General features: G+C 40.8%; 30 protein-coding genes. All 30 read right to left on the minus strand.

What is annotated here, in order from left to right:
* Nucleotides 1-248: 248 nt before the first annotated feature.
* Complete coding sequence (gene rplQ, locus ACQ4LT_RS14480) at nt 249-725, minus strand: 50S ribosomal protein L17 (RefSeq protein ID WP_445666777.1); 477 nt, start codon at nt 723-725, stop codon at nt 249-251.
* A gap of 17 nt (nt 726-742) precedes the next feature.
* Entirely contained in the window at nt 743-1,723 is a 981-nt protein-coding gene (locus ACQ4LT_RS14485) for a DNA-directed RNA polymerase subunit alpha (RefSeq protein WP_445666778.1), read from the minus strand.
* 31 nt (nt 1,724-1,754) lie between these two features.
* Complete coding sequence (rpsD, locus tag ACQ4LT_RS14490) at nt 1,755-2,360, minus strand: 30S ribosomal protein S4 (RefSeq protein WP_445666779.1); 606 nt, start codon at nt 2,358-2,360, stop codon at nt 1,755-1,757.
* 22 nt (nt 2,361-2,382) lie between these two features.
* On the minus strand, nt 2,383-2,781 hold the full coding sequence (gene rpsK / locus ACQ4LT_RS14495; protein ID WP_342523665.1) for a 30S ribosomal protein S11: 399 nt from the start codon (nt 2,779-2,781) through the stop codon (nt 2,383-2,385).
* Nucleotides 2,782-2,798: 17 nt separating this feature from the next.
* Nucleotides 2,799-3,179 (minus strand): 30S ribosomal protein S13, encoded by a 381-nt coding sequence (rpsM, locus tag ACQ4LT_RS14500; RefSeq protein ID WP_322574024.1) that lies wholly within the window; start codon nt 3,177-3,179, stop codon nt 2,799-2,801.
* A 19-nt stretch (nt 3,180-3,198) separates the two neighbouring features.
* On the minus strand, nt 3,199-3,315 hold the full coding sequence (rpmJ, locus tag ACQ4LT_RS14505) for a 50S ribosomal protein L36 (RefSeq protein WP_095607755.1): 117 nt from the start codon (nt 3,313-3,315) through the stop codon (nt 3,199-3,201).
* 27 nt (nt 3,316-3,342) lie between these two features.
* Nucleotides 3,343-3,561, minus strand: coding sequence for a translation initiation factor IF-1 (gene infA, locus ACQ4LT_RS14510; protein ID WP_073068622.1), 219 nt, complete (start codon nt 3,559-3,561; stop codon nt 3,343-3,345).
* Nucleotides 3,562-3,563: 2 nt separating this feature from the next.
* Entirely contained in the window at nt 3,564-4,370 is an 807-nt protein-coding gene (map, locus tag ACQ4LT_RS14515; protein ID WP_445666780.1) for a type I methionyl aminopeptidase, read from the minus strand.
* A gap of 1 nt (nt 4,371) precedes the next feature.
* Nucleotides 4,372-5,679: a preprotein translocase subunit SecY gene (secY, locus tag ACQ4LT_RS14520; RefSeq protein ID WP_445666781.1), complete on the minus strand. Its 1,308-nt coding sequence runs from the start codon at nt 5,677-5,679 to the stop codon at nt 4,372-4,374.
* A 22-nt stretch (nt 5,680-5,701) separates the two neighbouring features.
* A complete protein-coding gene (rplO, locus tag ACQ4LT_RS14525) occupies nt 5,702-6,166 on the minus strand; it encodes a 50S ribosomal protein L15 (protein WP_445666782.1) in 465 nt (154 codons plus the stop codon).
* A 31-nt stretch (nt 6,167-6,197) separates the two neighbouring features.
* Nucleotides 6,198-6,722, minus strand: a complete 525-nt coding sequence (gene rpsE, locus ACQ4LT_RS14530; RefSeq protein WP_445666783.1) for a 30S ribosomal protein S5 — start codon at nt 6,720-6,722, stop codon at nt 6,198-6,200.
* A 12-nt stretch (nt 6,723-6,734) separates the two neighbouring features.
* Nucleotides 6,735-7,103, minus strand: coding sequence for a 50S ribosomal protein L18 (rplR, locus tag ACQ4LT_RS14535; protein WP_445666784.1), 369 nt, complete (start codon nt 7,101-7,103; stop codon nt 6,735-6,737).
* A 15-nt stretch (nt 7,104-7,118) separates the two neighbouring features.
* Entirely contained in the window at nt 7,119-7,676 is a 558-nt protein-coding gene (rplF, locus tag ACQ4LT_RS14540; protein ID WP_445666785.1) for a 50S ribosomal protein L6, read from the minus strand.
* Nucleotides 7,677-7,694: 18 nt separating this feature from the next.
* The gene (gene rpsH / locus ACQ4LT_RS14545; RefSeq protein WP_441001433.1) at nt 7,695-8,087 is read right to left on the minus strand and encodes a 30S ribosomal protein S8; all 393 of its coding nucleotides are present in this window, start codon (nt 8,085-8,087) and stop codon (nt 7,695-7,697) included.
* Between the two features lie 20 nt (nt 8,088-8,107).
* Nucleotides 8,108-8,377 carry a 30S ribosomal protein S14 gene (rpsN, locus tag ACQ4LT_RS14550; protein ID WP_441001432.1) on the minus strand — a complete coding sequence of 90 codons (270 nt, stop codon included), beginning with the start codon at nt 8,375-8,377 and terminating at the stop codon, nt 8,108-8,110.
* Nucleotides 8,378-8,397: 20 nt separating this feature from the next.
* Nucleotides 8,398-8,949, minus strand: coding sequence for a 50S ribosomal protein L5 (rplE, locus tag ACQ4LT_RS14555; protein WP_445666786.1), 552 nt, complete (start codon nt 8,947-8,949; stop codon nt 8,398-8,400).
* 14 nt (nt 8,950-8,963) lie between these two features.
* Entirely contained in the window at nt 8,964-9,317 is a 354-nt protein-coding gene (gene rplX, locus ACQ4LT_RS14560; RefSeq protein ID WP_445666787.1) for a 50S ribosomal protein L24, read from the minus strand.
* A gap of 14 nt (nt 9,318-9,331) precedes the next feature.
* Nucleotides 9,332-9,700, minus strand: a complete 369-nt coding sequence (gene rplN / locus ACQ4LT_RS14565; protein ID WP_445666788.1) for a 50S ribosomal protein L14 — start codon at nt 9,698-9,700, stop codon at nt 9,332-9,334.
* Between the two features lie 24 nt (nt 9,701-9,724).
* Nucleotides 9,725-9,988 (minus strand): 30S ribosomal protein S17, encoded by a 264-nt coding sequence (gene rpsQ / locus ACQ4LT_RS14570; RefSeq protein ID WP_095607742.1) that lies wholly within the window; start codon nt 9,986-9,988, stop codon nt 9,725-9,727.
* Nucleotides 9,989-9,996: 8 nt separating this feature from the next.
* Nucleotides 9,997-10,200: a 50S ribosomal protein L29 gene (gene rpmC, locus ACQ4LT_RS14575; protein WP_322574013.1), complete on the minus strand. Its 204-nt coding sequence runs from the start codon at nt 10,198-10,200 to the stop codon at nt 9,997-9,999.
* 22 nt (nt 10,201-10,222) lie between these two features.
* The gene (gene rplP, locus ACQ4LT_RS14580; protein WP_095607740.1) at nt 10,223-10,645 is read right to left on the minus strand and encodes a 50S ribosomal protein L16; all 423 of its coding nucleotides are present in this window, start codon (nt 10,643-10,645) and stop codon (nt 10,223-10,225) included.
* 20 nt (nt 10,646-10,665) lie between these two features.
* Nucleotides 10,666-11,403 (minus strand): 30S ribosomal protein S3, encoded by a 738-nt coding sequence (gene rpsC / locus ACQ4LT_RS14585; RefSeq protein ID WP_095607739.1) that lies wholly within the window; start codon nt 11,401-11,403, stop codon nt 10,666-10,668.
* A gap of 11 nt (nt 11,404-11,414) precedes the next feature.
* Nucleotides 11,415-11,789 carry a 50S ribosomal protein L22 gene (gene rplV, locus ACQ4LT_RS14590; protein WP_445666789.1) on the minus strand — a complete coding sequence of 125 codons (375 nt, stop codon included), beginning with the start codon at nt 11,787-11,789 and terminating at the stop codon, nt 11,415-11,417.
* Nucleotides 11,790-11,795: 6 nt separating this feature from the next.
* A complete protein-coding gene (rpsS, locus tag ACQ4LT_RS14595) occupies nt 11,796-12,095 on the minus strand; it encodes a 30S ribosomal protein S19 (RefSeq protein ID WP_445666790.1) in 300 nt (99 codons plus the stop codon).
* 6 nt (nt 12,096-12,101) lie between these two features.
* A complete protein-coding gene (gene rplB, locus ACQ4LT_RS14600) occupies nt 12,102-12,941 on the minus strand; it encodes a 50S ribosomal protein L2 (protein ID WP_445666791.1) in 840 nt (279 codons plus the stop codon).
* A gap of 14 nt (nt 12,942-12,955) precedes the next feature.
* On the minus strand, nt 12,956-13,246 hold the full coding sequence (gene rplW / locus ACQ4LT_RS14605; protein ID WP_095607735.1) for a 50S ribosomal protein L23: 291 nt from the start codon (nt 13,244-13,246) through the stop codon (nt 12,956-12,958).
* Nucleotides 13,243-13,890: a 50S ribosomal protein L4 gene (gene rplD / locus ACQ4LT_RS14610; RefSeq protein ID WP_445666792.1), complete on the minus strand. Its 648-nt coding sequence runs from the start codon at nt 13,888-13,890 to the stop codon at nt 13,243-13,245. The genes rplW and rplD overlap by 4 nt, the downstream gene beginning before the upstream one ends.
* A gap of 13 nt (nt 13,891-13,903) precedes the next feature.
* Nucleotides 13,904-14,536 carry a 50S ribosomal protein L3 gene (rplC, locus tag ACQ4LT_RS14615; RefSeq protein WP_445666793.1) on the minus strand — a complete coding sequence of 211 codons (633 nt, stop codon included), beginning with the start codon at nt 14,534-14,536 and terminating at the stop codon, nt 13,904-13,906.
* 19 nt (nt 14,537-14,555) lie between these two features.
* A complete protein-coding gene (gene rpsJ, locus ACQ4LT_RS14620; RefSeq protein WP_095607732.1) occupies nt 14,556-14,867 on the minus strand; it encodes a 30S ribosomal protein S10 in 312 nt (103 codons plus the stop codon).
* A 14-nt stretch (nt 14,868-14,881) separates the two neighbouring features.
* On the minus strand, nt 14,882-14,968 hold an 87-nt coding region (locus tag ACQ4LT_RS14625; protein ID WP_445666794.1), incomplete at its 5' end, for an EF-Tu C-terminal domain-related protein.

Consider the following 14,968-nt stretch of genomic DNA (forward strand, 5'->3'; position numbering starts at 1 on the left):
GAACCCCAACCTAAGTTGGGGCTGACAAGGGCTCGACGTGCGATCGTCTGTATGTTCTCAGTCTGTCAAAGAACGAAACAATGCGCTGTTTATTAAGCACTTTGCGATTTTTATCAGTTCGCTCGCCCTTGTTTCAAGGCGTTCCAATGATAAGGAGTTATTCCCTACAAAACAAGTTTTATTTCAAACAATTTTATTACACAAAAAGGGAGAGCTTATCCACCTAAAGCCGTTAAAATTGAGGTCGGTTATTCTTCTTCGGAAGCTGATTCTTCTTTTTTCTGAGCTTCAGAAGAGGAAGTCGTGCTCTTGGATTTACCGGCTCGGCGTGTTCCTTTATTCTTCTTGCTATCTGTTGGTTTTATGTCATTATAATCAACCAATTCTATAACAGCCATCTGTGCATTATCGCCAGATCGGTACCCAAGTTTTACAACACGCGTATATCCGCCAGGTCGATCCATAGCTTTCTGGGCAACTTCATCAAAAAGATGTGAAACTACAGCTTTGTCTTCCAGCTTAGAAAATACCTGCTGTCGATTATGCGAAGTATCTTCCTTGGCTTTCGTAATTAAGGGCTCAACAAACGTTCTAAGCTCCTTGGCCTTAGGTACTGTCGTTACTATTCTATGTTCTTTAATTAAAGCTACAGAAAGCGCACTCAATGTTGCCTTACGGTGCGATGGTGTTCTACCGAGCTTTCTACCTTTATTTAAATGACGCATTTGTTTCTATAATACCTTTATGATTTATCTAAATACTTTGTTACATCCATTCCAAAATGAAGATCCTTGCCCTCAATAACTTCTACTAATTCGGCCAAAGATTTCTTACCAAAGTTTCGAAATTTTAATAAGTCTTGTTCATCTCTGGCTACCAATTCACCAATAGTATTAATATTGGCCGATTTTAAGCAGTTATATGAACGTACACTTAAGTTCAGATCTTCAATACTTGTTTTCAACAAGTTTGCAATTCGTTGCTTTTCTGCATCAACTTCTTCTTCCTCTTGTGTGAATGGCTCATCAATTTCTTCAGTAATAAATTTCTCAATGTGCTCTTTTAAAATTTTACCTGCTATTGTAAGAGCTTCTTTTGAATTTATTGAACCATCAGTAGTTATATCCATAACCAACTTTTCGTAGTCGGTACGCTGACCAACACGAACATTATCTACATCAAACTGTACCTGTTTAATAGGAGTATAAATAGCATCTATAGGGATAAGACTTACATCCTCTTCTGTATCTACATTTTGTTCCTCTGCAGGCACATAACCACGACCTCTGCCAACGTGCAGCTCCATTTCTATATCTGCATCTTCCGCCATCGTTGCAATAAGCTGGTCGGGGTTAAGAACTTCATAATCTGCTGTGGCCTCAGAGATATCCTCAGCTGTAAGTTTCCCTTCTCCAGATTTTGAAAGATGAACAATTCCACTGCTCTGTTCAATCTGTTTGAAACGAATCTCTTTTAGGTTAAGGATTATTTCATAAACATCCTCTTTAACACCTTCAATACTGGAATACTCATGCTCAACTCCATTAATTTTAACAGCATTGATAGCAATTCCCGGTAAAGAAGAAAGCAATATCCTGCGGAACGAATTACCGATGGTAACTCCAAAACCTCGTTCCAATGGCTGTAAAATAAATGTACCAAAGGTATCCGTTGCTTCTTCAACCTCAAGCGGTTCAGGCATTTGTATACTATAATTACTCATATCAATCGCTTTATAAACTAATTAATTTAAATTACTTAGAGTAGAGCTCAACGATAAGCTGTACATTAATATTTTCAGGTATTTCTTCCATTTCAGGTACATTCAAAAACTTACCCTGCATATCTTTCTTATCAATTTCTACCCATTTGTACTTACTCGAAGGAGCGTGCTGTAACGACTCATTAATTACTTCTAAAGTCTTAGATTTTGGTCGTACACTTACTACATCCCCAGGCTTAAGCTGATAAGATGGAATATTAACAACCTCTCCATTAACCACTATATGCTTATGGCTCACTAATTGCCTTGCCTGTCGACGCGTTCTTGCAAAACCTAAACGATAAACAGTATTATCAAGACGGCTTTCAAGCAGTTGCAACAGAATCTCACCTGTTACACCATCTTTGGCATTTGCTTTATCAAACAGATTTGAAAACTGCTTTTCAAGCAAGCCATAGGTATATTTTGCTTTCTGCTTTTCTTCAAGCTGAATAGCATATTCTGATTTTCTCGAATATCTGGATCGGCCGTGTTGACCAGGTCCATATGGTTTTCGTTCCAGCGCCTTGCTGGGACCAAAAATTGGTTCACGAAAACGTCTTGCTTTCTTTTGTTTTGGGCCTCTGTATCTTGCCATGATTAACTATAAATTTACTTCGTTATACTCTTCGTCGTTTAGGTGGTCTACAACCATTATGAGGAATGGGAGTACGATCTTTAATCGCAGTTACTTCCAATCCACTTGATGCTAAAGCACGAACTGCTGCTTCACGTCCAGAGCCGGGCCCTTTCACAAAAACCTCAACTCGTCGCAATCCCATTTCATACGCTGCAGTTGCTGCCGTTTCAGCACTTAATTGTGCTGCATATGGTGTATTTTTTCGAGATCCCTTAAAACCTTCTTTACCAGCTGATGACCAAGAAAGTGCATTACCATCAGCATCAGTAACCGTTACTAAGACATTATTAAATGTTGCCTTAATAAACGCCATTCCATTGGGATCTGAAAGCTGCTTTCGTCGTTTCTTTTTCGCAGATTTACGTTGTCGCTTTGCCATTTAATTATCTCGTTTAATTATTTTCGAGGAGCTGATTTCTTACCCGCAACGGTTCGACGCTTTCCTTTTCGGGTACGTGCATTAGTTTGAGTACGTTGTCCTCGTACGGGCAATCCTTTACGATGTCGATTACCACGATAAGAACCAATCTCAATTAACCGTCGTATATTGGCTTTCACCTCACTTCGTAATGCTCCTTCCACTTTATACTCATTATCAATCTTTTGACGGAGCTTTGATACTTCTTCATCAGTCCAATCTACAACTTTAGTATCACGGTCAATTTCAAGCTCATCAAGAATATCCTGAGCAGTTGACCGGCCAATACCATGGATGTAGGTCAGACCTATTTCACCGCGCTTATTTTTAGGTAAGTCTATTCCAGCAATTCTAGCCATAAAAAACTATCTGAATTAATTATCCTTGCCGTTGCTTGTGGCGTGGATTCTTCTTGTTAATTACATAAACACGACCATTGCGTCGTACAATTTTGTCGTCTTCACTTCTTTTCTTTACTGAAGATCGAGTCTTCATAACATTAAACTCTTTTAAATTGAAATTTTATTTGTAACGATACGTGATACGTCCCTTCGATAAATCGTAGGGAGACATTTCCACAGCGACTCGGTCGCCGGGAAGAATTTTAATATAATACATTCTCATTTTACCTGATACATGGGCCAATATTTCGTGCCCGTTATCAAGTTCAACGCGAAATTGTGCATTGGGTAATGCTTCAATAATTTCGCCATCCTGTTTAATTGGCTCTTCTTTAGCCATTGCTAAATATTTGCGTTTATTCGACTTTTCGTTATCTCTCTAATATAATCAAAAGTACTTAAAATTTCAGCTTTTCCTTCTCGTACAACAATATCATGTTCATAATGTGCAGATACCTTTCGATCAGCTGTAACAACCGTCCAGCCATCATCTAATGTTTCTACTTGCCAAGAACCGAGCGTAATCATTGGTTCAACAGCAAGTGTCATTCCGGATCGGAGACGCTCTCCTCTTCCAGACTTTCCAAAATTTGGTACTGAAGGATCTTCGTGTAGTGACTTTCCGAGACCGTGACCTACCAAGTCTCTAACTACTCCAAATCCTTCACTCTCACAATGGCTTTGCACAGCTTGAGACATATCTCCAATTCTATTGCCATGCACAGCCTTTTCAATTCCTTTATATAATGATTCTAACGTTGCACGTAACAAACGAATTTTTTCGTCCTCACATTCACCAACGGCAAACGTATAAGCATGATCGCCGAAGTATCCATTCTTTTCAACACCACAATCAATGGAAACAATATCACCTTCCTTCAGCTCGCGTTTATCACTGGGGATACCGTGAACGACCTCTTCATTAATTGAAATACACAACGTTCCCGGGAATTCATTCCCTTTAGGTCCATACCCTTTAAAAGCGGGTCGACCATCATTCTTTTGTATATACTCTTCAGCAATTCTGTCGAGCCTTCCCGTCGTAACTCCAGGTTCAATATGCTTTGCAACCTCACCCAGTGTGCGAGAAACAATCTGCGCGCTTTCGCGCATTTTTTCTATTTCTGATTCGCTTTTTAGGAAAATCATCTTACGATCTACGCCGACCTTTCATCTTACCAGTTTTCATAAAGCCATCATAATGGCGCATCATCAAGTGGCTTTCAATTTGCTGTAATGTATCAAGAGCTACACCAACAATAATCAACAAGCTGGTTCCGCCATAAAACAGGGCGAATCCCGGTGTAACTCCCATCCTGGCCACAATGGCCGGCATAATAGCTATAATCGCTAAGAAAATCGAACCTGGCAGTGTAACCTTCGTCAAGATATTATCAATAAATTCAACAGTTTGATTTCCTGGGCGAACCCCCGGTATAAATCCTCCCTGACGTTTCATCGTATCTGCCATTTCTCGGGGATTAACCGTAATCGCGGTATAAAAGTATGTAAAGAACACTACAATGATCCCAAAGATAATGGAATAGGTGATTCCTGTAAAATCACTCGACCAGGCAGTCAACATTTGCACGGTCTGGTTATTAGGGAAAAACGTTCCAATTGTACTTGGGATAAACATAATAGACTGCGCAAAAATAATCGGCATCACACCAGCAGCATTTAACCGGAGTGGCAGATATTGTGTCGTGCCTCCGTAAACCTTACGACCTACTACTCGCTTCGCATATTGTACAGGAACTTTCCGTACACCCTGTGTCAATAGCACACAAGCAGCGATTACCAGAACCAACGCTGCGATCTCAACAATCACAATAATGAGATTACCTTTAGTGGTCACCTCGTTGATCAAACTCGCAGGTAACCGAGCAATAATACCAATCATAATAATGATTGAAATACCATTACCAATTCCACGGTCAGAAATTCTTTCCCCCAACCACATCACAAAAGCAGTACCTGCGGTTAAGATAATCATTGAGGTAAGTACAAACGTAAAATTACTTACCACAATAGCATTTGGTGATGTTGCCATTAAGTTTATAGCAAAACCTATAGACTGAACCAACGTAATTCCTATAGTTCCATAACGCGTTAGCCTATTTATTTTTCGTCTTCCTTCTTCACCTTCGCGCTGCAATTTTTGAAAATAGGGTACTACTGCACCCATTAACTGAATAATAATGGCGGCAGTAATATAAGGCATAATTCCAAGTGCAAATACACCTGCACGTGAAAAAGCACCACCAACAAACATATCAAAAAGACCAAGTAGACTTGAAGCATCTCCGGCCTGTTGCGTTAATTGAGCAGCATCAACACCGGGAAGTGTTACAAAACTTCCTATGCGATAAACCATCAAGATACCGATGACATAGAAGATGCGATTTTTCAGCTCTTCTATCTTAAAGATGTTGCGAAAGTTTTCGACTAAACTCATTTAGAAGGTGGCCTATCTATTTTTATTGATTATTCTTTGCGAATGTGATGTTTCCACCAGCCTCTTCAACTTTTTCCTGAGCAGAATCACTTGCATTATGTACTTCAATATCAATTGATGCTTCGATATCACCATCGCCAAGTAATTTTACTAGATCATTTTTACCTGCAAGTCCAGCATTACGAAGATCTTCAAGAGTAATTGTCTCTTCAAGTTTTCCGTGCTCGACAAATAGTTGAATAGTACCAGTATTTACAGCTACATACTCTTTGCGGAACTTATTATTAAAACCCCACTTAGGCACGCGTCGCTGTAAAGGCATCTGTCCACCTTCAAACCAAAATTTTTCTTTGAAACCACTACGTGAACGCTGACCGTTGTGACCTTTTCCAACAGTATGTCCACCTCTTCCTGAACCTTGGCCACGACCAATACGTTTGGCCTTTTTCTTATTGGGTTCAGGGGCTTTTAAATTACTTAAATCCATTTTCTTACCTTGGTTAAATTCCTTAGATCTATTAGCCTTCAAATACTTTATTCATTGAAACACCACGTCGTTCAGCAACCTCAAATGGATCGGTCAGATTCTTCAACCCATTATATGTTGCCTTAACCATGTTATGCGGATTTGATGATCCTACTGATTTTGTAAGAATATTTTGCAATCCGGCAATATCAAGTAACGCCTTAACTGGTCCTCCGGCAATTACACCGGTACCTTCTGATGCCGGTCGAAGTAACACTTCGCCAGCACCTTCCTTTCCGGTAATTGTATGATAAATACTACCGGTTTTTGTCATCGGTACTCTTATAAGATTCTTCTTAGCATTATCAAATCCTTTTTGGATGGCATCGGAGACTTCATTGGCTTTTCCAAGACCGTGTCCTACCACTCCGTCTTTATTACCAACAACCACAATAGCATTAAAGCTAAAGCGGCGGCCACCTTTTACCACCTTGGAAACCCGGTTAATATGAACCAGTTTTTCTTCAAGGTTAAGATTTGTAGGCGTTATGTTATGTCGTCTTCTTACTTTTGGCATAATTATTCTTGTTTAAAAGTCTAAACCTCCTTCGCGAGCACCCTCTGCAAGGGCTTTAACAACGCCGTGGTATTTATAACCACTTCGATCGAATACTGCTTTTTCAATTCCTTTGTCAACAGCAAGCTCAGCTAAACGCTTTCCAACTATGGCAGCAGCTTCTTTCTTGCTTTTATCTTTGACTTCATCGGCAATTTCTTCAGATTCAGTAGAAACTCCAGCCAAAGTGTGTCCCATACGATCATTAACAAGCTGTGCATAAACATTTTTATTGCTTTTATACACTGATAATCGAGGGCGTTCGGCTGTGCCTTTAATTGTTGCTCGAATACGGCGACGTATCCTATCGCGACGTAATGTTTTTTTAACGTTTTTATCCATCGTAAATAATTCCTATTAAGCTTTAGCAGCAGATTTACCAGCTTTTCTACGAACCCATTCATCAACATATCGAATTCCCTTACCTTTATAGGGCTCCGGGGGACGTAATGAGCGTATTTTAGCGGCAACCTGACCAACTAATTCCTTGTTAATTCCAGATACAATAATCATAGGGTTCTTTTTTGTCTTTGTATCAACTTCAAGATCAACTCCATCAGGTGGCACAAAGTATATTGGGTGAGAAAAACCCAATGTCATTTCAAGAACTCCGTTACTTAAAGATGCACGGTAACCAACGCCAATAATTTCGAGCTCTTTTTTATATCCTTCTGATACTCCAATCATCATATTACTGATCAGAGATCGGTAGAGCCCGTGTAACGAGCGGTCAATTTTCTGCTCACCCGTTCTATTGACAATTAATTCACCGTCTTTTTTCTCAACATTAATGCTCGGATCCATCTGCAGTGTATCACTGCCCTTTTCCCCTTTCAGGGTGACCACATTATCAGCATCAATGCTAAACTCAACATCTTCTTTTAATTCAATCGGTTGATTTCCGATACGAGACATAATTCTATCACCTTAGTTTTAATAAACAGTGCACAATACTTCGCCACCCACCTTAACTTTGCGGGCTTCTTTATCAGTCATTACTCCGCGAGAGGTTGAGAGTATTACAATTCCCAATCCGTTAAGAGCTCTGGGAATGTTATCCGCTCCACAATACTCACGAAGTCCCGGTTTAGAACGACGCTTCATTTTCTTAATAACCGGATGACCATACGCATCGTATTTCAAAAACAGGCGAAGCATTCCCTGTTTTCCATCATCAATATTGATAAACTTATTAATGTAACCTTTATCCAAAAGGATTTTGGTCATTGCACGCTTCAACTTGGACGCGGGAATATCCACCCGTCGGTGTCCAGCTTGTTGAGCGTTACGTATTCTTGTTAAATAATCTGATATTGGATCAAACATAGAAGTTCTTCGTTAAAATGTTACCAACTTGCTTTTCTTACGCCAGGAATCTTCCCGTCGAGTGCAAGTTCACGAAATTTAATACGAGAGATACCGTACTTGCGAATATAGCCGCGACAACGTCCTGTTAAATTACAGCGATTGTTTACGCGTGTAGGACTTGCATCACGAGGAAGCTTTTGTAACTCTTCCCACTTGCCTTCCTCTTTAAGCTTTTTTCGCTTTTCGGCGTATTTCTTTACCGTTCTTTTTCTTTTTTCGTTACGTGCTATCCAAGCTTTCTTAGCCATAATTGTATATGCTTGTAAATTTAATTTCGTTTTTGAAACGGCATTCCAAATTCCTTCAGTAGAGCATAAGCTTCTTCATCGGTGTCAGCTGTAGTGACAAACGTAATATCCATGCCATGAATATTATCAACGTCATCGGTATTTATTTCAGGAAATATCGTATGCTCCTTAACACCGAGCGAATAATTTCCCCTGCCGTCAAAACTTTTATCAGGCACTCCTTGAAAGTCTCTGGTTCTTGGGAGCGCAAGATTGATCAAGCGATCAAGAAACTCATACATCTTTTTCTTTCGCAGAGTAACCTTGCAACCTATGGGCATTCCATCTCTGGTTTTAAAATTAGAGATAGATTTCTTTGCCTTAGTAGTTACAGGTTTTTGCCCCGTAATCTTAGCAAGGTTGTCGGTAACAGTGTCTAATACTTTCTCATTCTCCACTGCTTCACCAACACCGCTGTTAATTACAATCTTTTCGAGTTTGGGAACAGCCATTACGTTTTCGTAGTCGAACTGTTCCAACAAGTTCGAAATAATTTCGTCTTTGTACTGTGTGTAAAGTCTTGCTTCTGACATTCTATAATTACTTCTTATTTATCAATGATCTCGCCACTGTTCTTTGCGTATCGCACCCACCGTCCACCGCTGTCATCTTCAATGCGCTTGCGGCCAATACGGGTAGGTTCTCCTGTTGCAGGATCTAATAACATCACATTCGATACATGTATTGCAACTTCTCGTTCAATACGGCCTCCCTGGGGATTTTCCTGGGTTGGCTGATCGTGATGAACTCGCATGTTGATTCCTTCAACCAATACGCGTTCCTTTTCGGGAAATACAGCCAAAATGCGACCTTCTTTTCCTTTCTCGTTACCAGCGATTACTCGTACTTCATCGCCTTTTTTAACGTGTAATTTCTTTTTCTTGTTTTTAGTACGTGGCATAATAAATTTCGTTTTTAAAGCACTTCTGGAGCAAGTGATACAATACGCATGTAGTTTCGCTCACGAAGTTCGCGAGCTACTGGTCCAAAGATTCGTGTACCAACCGGCTCACTTTCTTTATTAATAATAACAGCTGCATTCTCATCAAAACGAATGTAACTGCCATCCTGGCGACGTATCTCCTTTTTAGTTCTCACTACTACAGCTTTTACTACTTCTCCCTTTTTAACATTACCTCCAGGGATTGCAGTTTTTACTGAGCAGGAAATAACGTCACCTATTCTTGCGTATCGACGCTTTGAATCGCCAAGAACTTTAATACAGTTGAGTTGACGAGCGCCGCTGTTATCAGCAACATTTAATTGTGTTTGTGCTTGTACCATTGCAGATTCCTAAAATATGTCCGGTTATTTTGCTCGTTCAATTATTTCTACAAGACGCCAAGACTTTCGCTTAGAAAGCGGACGGGTTGACATAATTTGTACCAAGTCACCCTCATTAGCCTCATTACTTTCATCATGGGCCATGTACTTAGTCGTCTTAGTGATATATTTTCCGTAAATCGCATGCTTTACTTTTCGATCTACAGCAACTGTAATGGTTTTATCCATTTTATTGCTGACCACGCGACCTTTTCGTTCTCTTCGTTGTACTCGTTCAGTTTGTGCCATTGTGTTAATTATTCAGCACTTTCTTGTTGTTTTTCAGTAATAATCGTATGAATTCGGGCAATCTCGCGACGTGTCATAGTAATACGTGCGGGATTTTCAAGCTGGCCGGCAATTGCACGGTTAAACTTCATATCTTGCAACGCCTGCTTTTCATCGTCCAGCCGGGCCTCCAATTCAGCAATTGATTTATCTCGTAGTTCGTGTGCTTTCATGATTTATTAAATACCTTATTAATTATGGTCCATCGTAATCACGACGAACGATAAATTTCGTTTTAATAGGAAGCTTGTAATCTGCTCGACGCATTGCTTCCCAAGCTAAATCCTCGGGTACACCAGCAATTTCGAATAGAATGCGACCGGGTTTTACTACAGCTACATACTCTTCAACAGCTCCCTTACCCTTACCCATACGTGTTTCAGCGGGTTGGGCCGTTTTAGGCATATCCGGAAAAATTCTAATCCAGGTTTGGCCATCACGCTGCAACTGACGAGCAATTGCAATACGGCACGATTCAATCTGCCGTGAAGTGATGTACTTCGGCTCCATTGCCTTTAAACCAAAATCGCCATAAGCAAGCGTATGTCCACGTTGCGCAGTACCTTTGAGGCTGCGACGATGCTGCCTGCGGCGTCGTACATTTCTTGGTTCTAACATGACTCTATTTATTTACAGTATTAATTCTTATTTCTTCTACGTCGACGTGATCGGCGCTTGCCGCCTTTCCCACGTCGTCCTCGCGAATCATCCTTTTGCTGGGTATGAGCATCTCCGGGTGTCAACTCAATATCACCGAGTATTTCACCTTTGAAGATCCAAACCGTAACACCAATTGATCCGTAAATAGTATTCGCTGTTGTATTGTAATAATCGATATCAGCACGCAGTGTGTGTAATGGCACACGTCCTTCGCGATATTGCTCAGTACGTGCCATTTCAGCACCGCCTAATCGACCTGCACAGCGAATCTTTATTCCTTCTGCCCCCATACGCATTGCAGAGGAGATTGCCGTTTTCATTGCACGGCGGAATGAAATCCGGGCCTCAAGCTGTTGTGCAATGTTTTGAGCAACCAAACTTGCATCCGTTTCGGGTCGTTTAATTTCACTTACATTAATTTGAACTTCTTTGTCAGTAATTGTTTTAAGCTCTTCGCGCAGAAGTTCAATTTGTTCACCGCCCTTCCCGATAATAACGCCGGGGCGACTGGTTTTAAGTGTAAGTAGTATTCGTTTTGGTGTACGTTCGATTATGACTCGAGAAAGCCCGCCATTTTCAAGCCGCGTGTGTAAATACTCCCGCAACTTTGTGTCTTCATATAAAATTTCGGGTTCATTCTCTTCGGAATACCAATTGGAATCCCAACCGCGAATGATACCGAGTCGTAAACCTACTGGATGTGATTTCTGTCCCAAGGTATTATCGTTTATTGATTAACTAATTCTTTGTTATTAGCCACAACAACTGTGATGTGACTTGTACGTTTGCGTATCTGATTAGCACGGCCCATTGCTCTTGGCTGTATGCGTTTCAGTGTCGCACCTTCGTTCACAAAAATTTCTGAAATATAAATCTCCTGGTTATCAAGTCGAGCTTCCTGAAACTTATCGCGTATGTTAGCAGCTGCTGACTTAACAACTTTGGCTACTTCATCTGCAGATCCTTTGTTGGTAAACTCAAGCTTTTTCAGAGCTTTGTCTACACGATCTCCTCTCACAGAATCAACGACTAATCGTACTTTGCGAGGCGACCTGCGAAGATGTTTTTGCGTAGCTCTTGCTTTTAAGGTTTCTTCAGCCATAATACTTTATTGTCCTGGTTTTTTCGGTGCTTCACGTGTTGCTTTAGACTTCACTGGGTGTCCACGGAATGTCCTTGTAGGAGCAAATTCTCCCAACTTGTGGCCCACCATTTCCTCAGTAATATAAACGGGTATAAATTGCTTCCCGTTATGAACAGCTAATGTCAGTCCAACAAAATCAGGCGTAACCATAGAGCTACGCTTCCATGTTTTAATGACATTCTTCTTGCCGCTCTCATTCATTGCATCAATCTTACGCTGCAACTTGTAATATACGTAAGGTCCCTTTCTTAGCGATCTTGGCATAACTAATTACTTTTTAGACTTTTTGCGACTCCGAACGATATATCGATCCGAGAGTTTCTTGCGTTTTCTTGTCTTCAATCCTTTAGAAGATTGTCCCCACGGCGAACGCGGATGTCCACCTGAAGCTTTACCTTCACCACCGCCCATTGGGTGATCAATCGGGTTCATAGCAACACCACGTGTATGAGGTCGTTTTCCTTTCCAGCGATTACGTCCCGCCTTACCAACTGTCGTATTAAAGTGATCGGGATTGCTGGTTGATCCAACAGTTGCAATACAGTTACCTAAAATCATTCGCACTTCACTCGATGGCAACTTAACCGTTACATAACGATCTGTTTTTGCCACCATCTGAGCAGCTGTACCGGCACTTCTGCATAATTGGGCTCCCTGTCCAGGGTGCAACTCAATATTGTGAATGAAAGTACCAGGCGGCATGTGCTTCATCGGCATTGCATTACCAACATCCGGCTCAACGCCTGTTGTTCCACTAATAATAGTATCACCAACACTTAACTTATCCGGAGCAATAATATAGCGCTTTTCTCCGTCAGCATATGCAACAAGGGCAATTCGTGCCGACCTGTTGGGATCGTATTCAATTGTTTGAACTTTTGCAGGGATATCATGCTTATCGCGATTAAAATCAATCTGACGATAGCGACGCTTATGACCTCCCCCACGATGGCGCGAAGTCATTCGTCCCTGTCTGTTCCGTCCACCGGATTGACCTTTACCTTTAACAAGCCGCTTAACAGTAGGCTTGTTAACGGTCACATCATCAAACACAGGAGAAATTCTGTGCCTGGAACCGGGTGTAGATGGTTTTGATTTCTTAGTAGCCATTGAACTATTTGTTTCTAAATTTCGCTAAAGAAGTCTATTTCGCCTTCTTTGAGAGTTACAATTGCTTTCTTCCAAACTTTTTCTCGGCCTACGATATAACCACTCTGGGTATATCGACCTTTAGGCTTAGAAGGCATGATCATAGTGTTGATCTTCTTAATCTTCACTTCCGGATATCTATCAATAACAGCTTGCTTGATATCCGCTTTTGATGCATGCTTATCTACCTTAAAAGCATACTTTCCTTCTTCCTGAAGCCGAGTAAGTTTTTCAGTAATTAATGGTTTCTTTAATACTTGTTTCATGCTACAGCCTCCTCAGCAGATTCAATTGATCCTTGCAGTACTTCAACAGCACTTTTTTGTATTAGAATAACATCAGCATCAAGAATCTGATACGTCGTAGGTTTATTTGCTTCCAATAATTCAACATTTGGAATATTTCGTGCAGACTTATAAAGCACTTTATCAGTGTCTGCTGTCAAAATAAGAACCTTTTGTTCATCTATATCCAGACTCTTAAGAATATCAGCAACTTTTCGCGTCTTAGGCTCATCGAACGTAAAGTCATTTACAACCTTGATCGCTTCATCAGCCGCCTTTGCAGACCATGCTGATTTACGAGCCAAACGCTTAGTCTTTTTAGACATTTTGAACGAATGATCTCGCGGGCTTGGACCAAATACCGTTCCACCACCTTTCAACAATGGGGACCGAATAGAACCACGTCGTGCTTGACCGGTTCCCTTCTGACGATAAGCCTTACGGCCACCACCACGAACTTGCCCACGTTCTTTTGTATTCGATGTTCCCTGGCGCTGATTGGCCATATATCGGCGAACATCTTCATAGATAGCAGTTTCATTAGGCTCGATTCCAAATATTGAATCGGCTAACTCAATCTGATCTCCGCTATCTTTACCTTCAGTTGTTAATATCGAAAGCTTCATTGCTAATTATCTCTTACTGTCTATTGTAAATTTCAACAAATCGTCCATTAGGACCGGGTACAGAACCAGTAACCATCATCAAGTTCGACTCACTAAATATCTTAGCAACCGTCAAGTTTTTGATCTTGTTACGTTCATTACCACTTCGACCGGCCATCTTGATTCCAGGAAAAACACGAGCTGGATCAGATGCCTGACCAATGGAACCAGGGTGACGTTGTCTATCGTGCTGACCGTGTGTTGCTTCGCCAACACCACTAAAGTTATGTCGCTTAACCACACCGGTAAACCCTGTTCCTTTTGATACACCAACAACATCAACATTGTCACCAATGTTAAACACATCAGCAATATTCAACTCATCTCCGAGTTCAGCATCTTCAGGAATAAAATCTCTGAATTCCTTAATGTATTTTTTTGGCGTTGTTCCGGCCTTTTCAAAATGTCCTTTCAACGGTTTTGAAGTACTTTTCTCCTTTTTATCAAAAGCAGAAAGCTGTATAGCTTCATAGCCGTTTTCTTCATTAGTCTTGATCTCCGTAATAACATTGGGAGCAACTTCAATAACCGTTACGGCATAATTTTTTCCATTGTCATCAAAGACATTGGTCATGCCAATCTTTTTTCCTATCAAACCACTACTCATTGTTCAGTGATTATAAATGTTACACTTTAATTTCTACGTCCACACCAGAGGGCAACTCCAGCTTCATTAATGCATCTACAGTTTGCGATCCCGTTGAAAGAATATCGATCAAACGTTTGTGAGAACGATACTCAAACTGCTCTCGAGCAGTTTTGTTAACATGAACGGATCGGTTCACTGTAATAATATTTTTCTTCGTTGGAAGCGGTATCGGACCCGATACCACAGCTCCTGTTGATTTTACTGTCTGAATTATCTTTTCAGCCGATTTATCGATCAAATTGTGATCGTACGACTTAAGTTTAATTCTGATTTTTTGTTGAGTAGCCACTTATCAGAACTTTTTTATTCTATTATTTCAGTTACAACACCGGCGCCTACCGTGCGGCCGCCCTCGCGGATCGCAAAGCGCAGGCCTTCTTCCATCGCGAC

The sequence above is a fragment of the Fodinibius sp. AD559 genome (genome assembly GCF_052712805.1).

Coding starts and splice junctions, on each gene's coding strand:
- rplF (WP_445666785.1), bottom strand. CDS start 7,676: ATGTCTCGTATCGGAAATCAACCGATTGAATTAAAAGAAGATGTTGAG.
- rplQ (WP_445666777.1), bottom strand. CDS start 725: ATGCGTCATTTAAATAAAGGTAGAAAGCTCGGTAGAACACCATCGCAC.
- rpsE (WP_445666783.1), bottom strand. CDS start 6,722: ATGCCAAAAGTAAGAAGACGACATAACATAACGCCTACAAATCTTAAC.
- ACQ4LT_RS14485 (WP_445666778.1), bottom strand. CDS start 1,723: ATGAGTAATTATAGTATACAAATGCCTGAACCGCTTGAGGTTGAAGAA.
- rplN (WP_445666788.1), bottom strand. CDS start 9,700: ATGGTACAAGCACAAACACAATTAAATGTTGCTGATAACAGCGGCGCT.
- rplE (WP_445666786.1), bottom strand. CDS start 8,949: ATGTCAGAAGCAAGACTTTACACACAGTACAAAGACGAAATTATTTCG.
- rplD (WP_445666792.1), bottom strand. CDS start 13,890: ATGAAGCTTTCGATATTAACAACTGAAGGTAAAGATAGCGGAGATCAG.
- rplR (WP_445666784.1), bottom strand. CDS start 7,103: ATGGATAAAAACGTTAAAAAAACATTACGTCGCGATAGGATACGTCGC.
- rplB (WP_445666791.1), bottom strand. CDS start 12,941: ATGGCTACTAAGAAATCAAAACCATCTACACCCGGTTCCAGGCACAGA.
- rpsN (WP_441001432.1), bottom strand. CDS start 8,377: ATGGCTAAGAAAGCTTGGATAGCACGTAACGAAAAAAGAAAAAGAACG.
- rpsM (WP_322574024.1), bottom strand. CDS start 3,179: ATGGCTAGAATTGCTGGAATAGACTTACCTAAAAATAAGCGCGGTGAA.
- rpsS (WP_445666790.1), bottom strand. CDS start 12,095: ATGCCAAGATCGCTAAGAAAGGGACCTTACGTATATTACAAGTTGCAG.
- rplO (WP_445666782.1), bottom strand. CDS start 6,166: ATGGATTTAAGTAATTTAAAAGCCCCTGAACCCAATAAGAAAAAGGCC.
- rpmJ (WP_095607755.1), bottom strand. CDS start 3,315: ATGAAGACTCGATCTTCAGTAAAGAAAAGAAGTGAAGACGACAAAATT.
- rplV (WP_445666789.1), bottom strand. CDS start 11,789: ATGGCTGAAGAAACCTTAAAAGCAAGAGCTACGCAAAAACATCTTCGC.
- secY (WP_445666781.1), bottom strand. CDS start 5,679: ATGAGTTTAGTCGAAAACTTTCGCAACATCTTTAAGATAGAAGAGCTG.
- rplC (WP_445666793.1), bottom strand. CDS start 14,536: ATGAGTAGTGGTTTGATAGGAAAAAAGATTGGCATGACCAATGTCTTT.
- map (WP_445666780.1), bottom strand. CDS start 4,370: ATGATTTTCCTAAAAAGCGAATCAGAAATAGAAAAAATGCGCGAAAGC.
- rpmC (WP_322574013.1), bottom strand. CDS start 10,200: ATGAAAGCACACGAACTACGAGATAAATCAATTGCTGAATTGGAGGCC.
- rplW (WP_095607735.1), bottom strand. CDS start 13,246: ATGAAACAAGTATTAAAGAAACCATTAATTACTGAAAAACTTACTCGG.
- rpsD (WP_445666779.1), bottom strand. CDS start 2,360: ATGGCAAGATACAGAGGCCCAAAACAAAAGAAAGCAAGACGTTTTCGT.
- rplX (WP_445666787.1), bottom strand. CDS start 9,317: ATGCCACGTACTAAAAACAAGAAAAAGAAATTACACGTTAAAAAAGGC.
- rpsH (WP_441001433.1), bottom strand. CDS start 8,087: ATGTTTGATCCAATATCAGATTATTTAACAAGAATACGTAACGCTCAA.
- infA (WP_073068622.1), bottom strand. CDS start 3,561: ATGGCTAAAGAAGAGCCAATTAAACAGGATGGCGAAATTATTGAAGCA.
- rplP (WP_095607740.1), bottom strand. CDS start 10,645: ATGTTAGAACCAAGAAATGTACGACGCCGCAGGCAGCATCGTCGCAGC.
- rpsK (WP_342523665.1), bottom strand. CDS start 2,781: ATGGCAAAGCGACAACGTAAATCTGCGAAAAAGAAACGACGAAAGCAG.
- rpsQ (WP_095607742.1), bottom strand. CDS start 9,988: ATGGCACAAACTGAACGAGTACAACGAAGAGAACGAAAAGGTCGCGTG.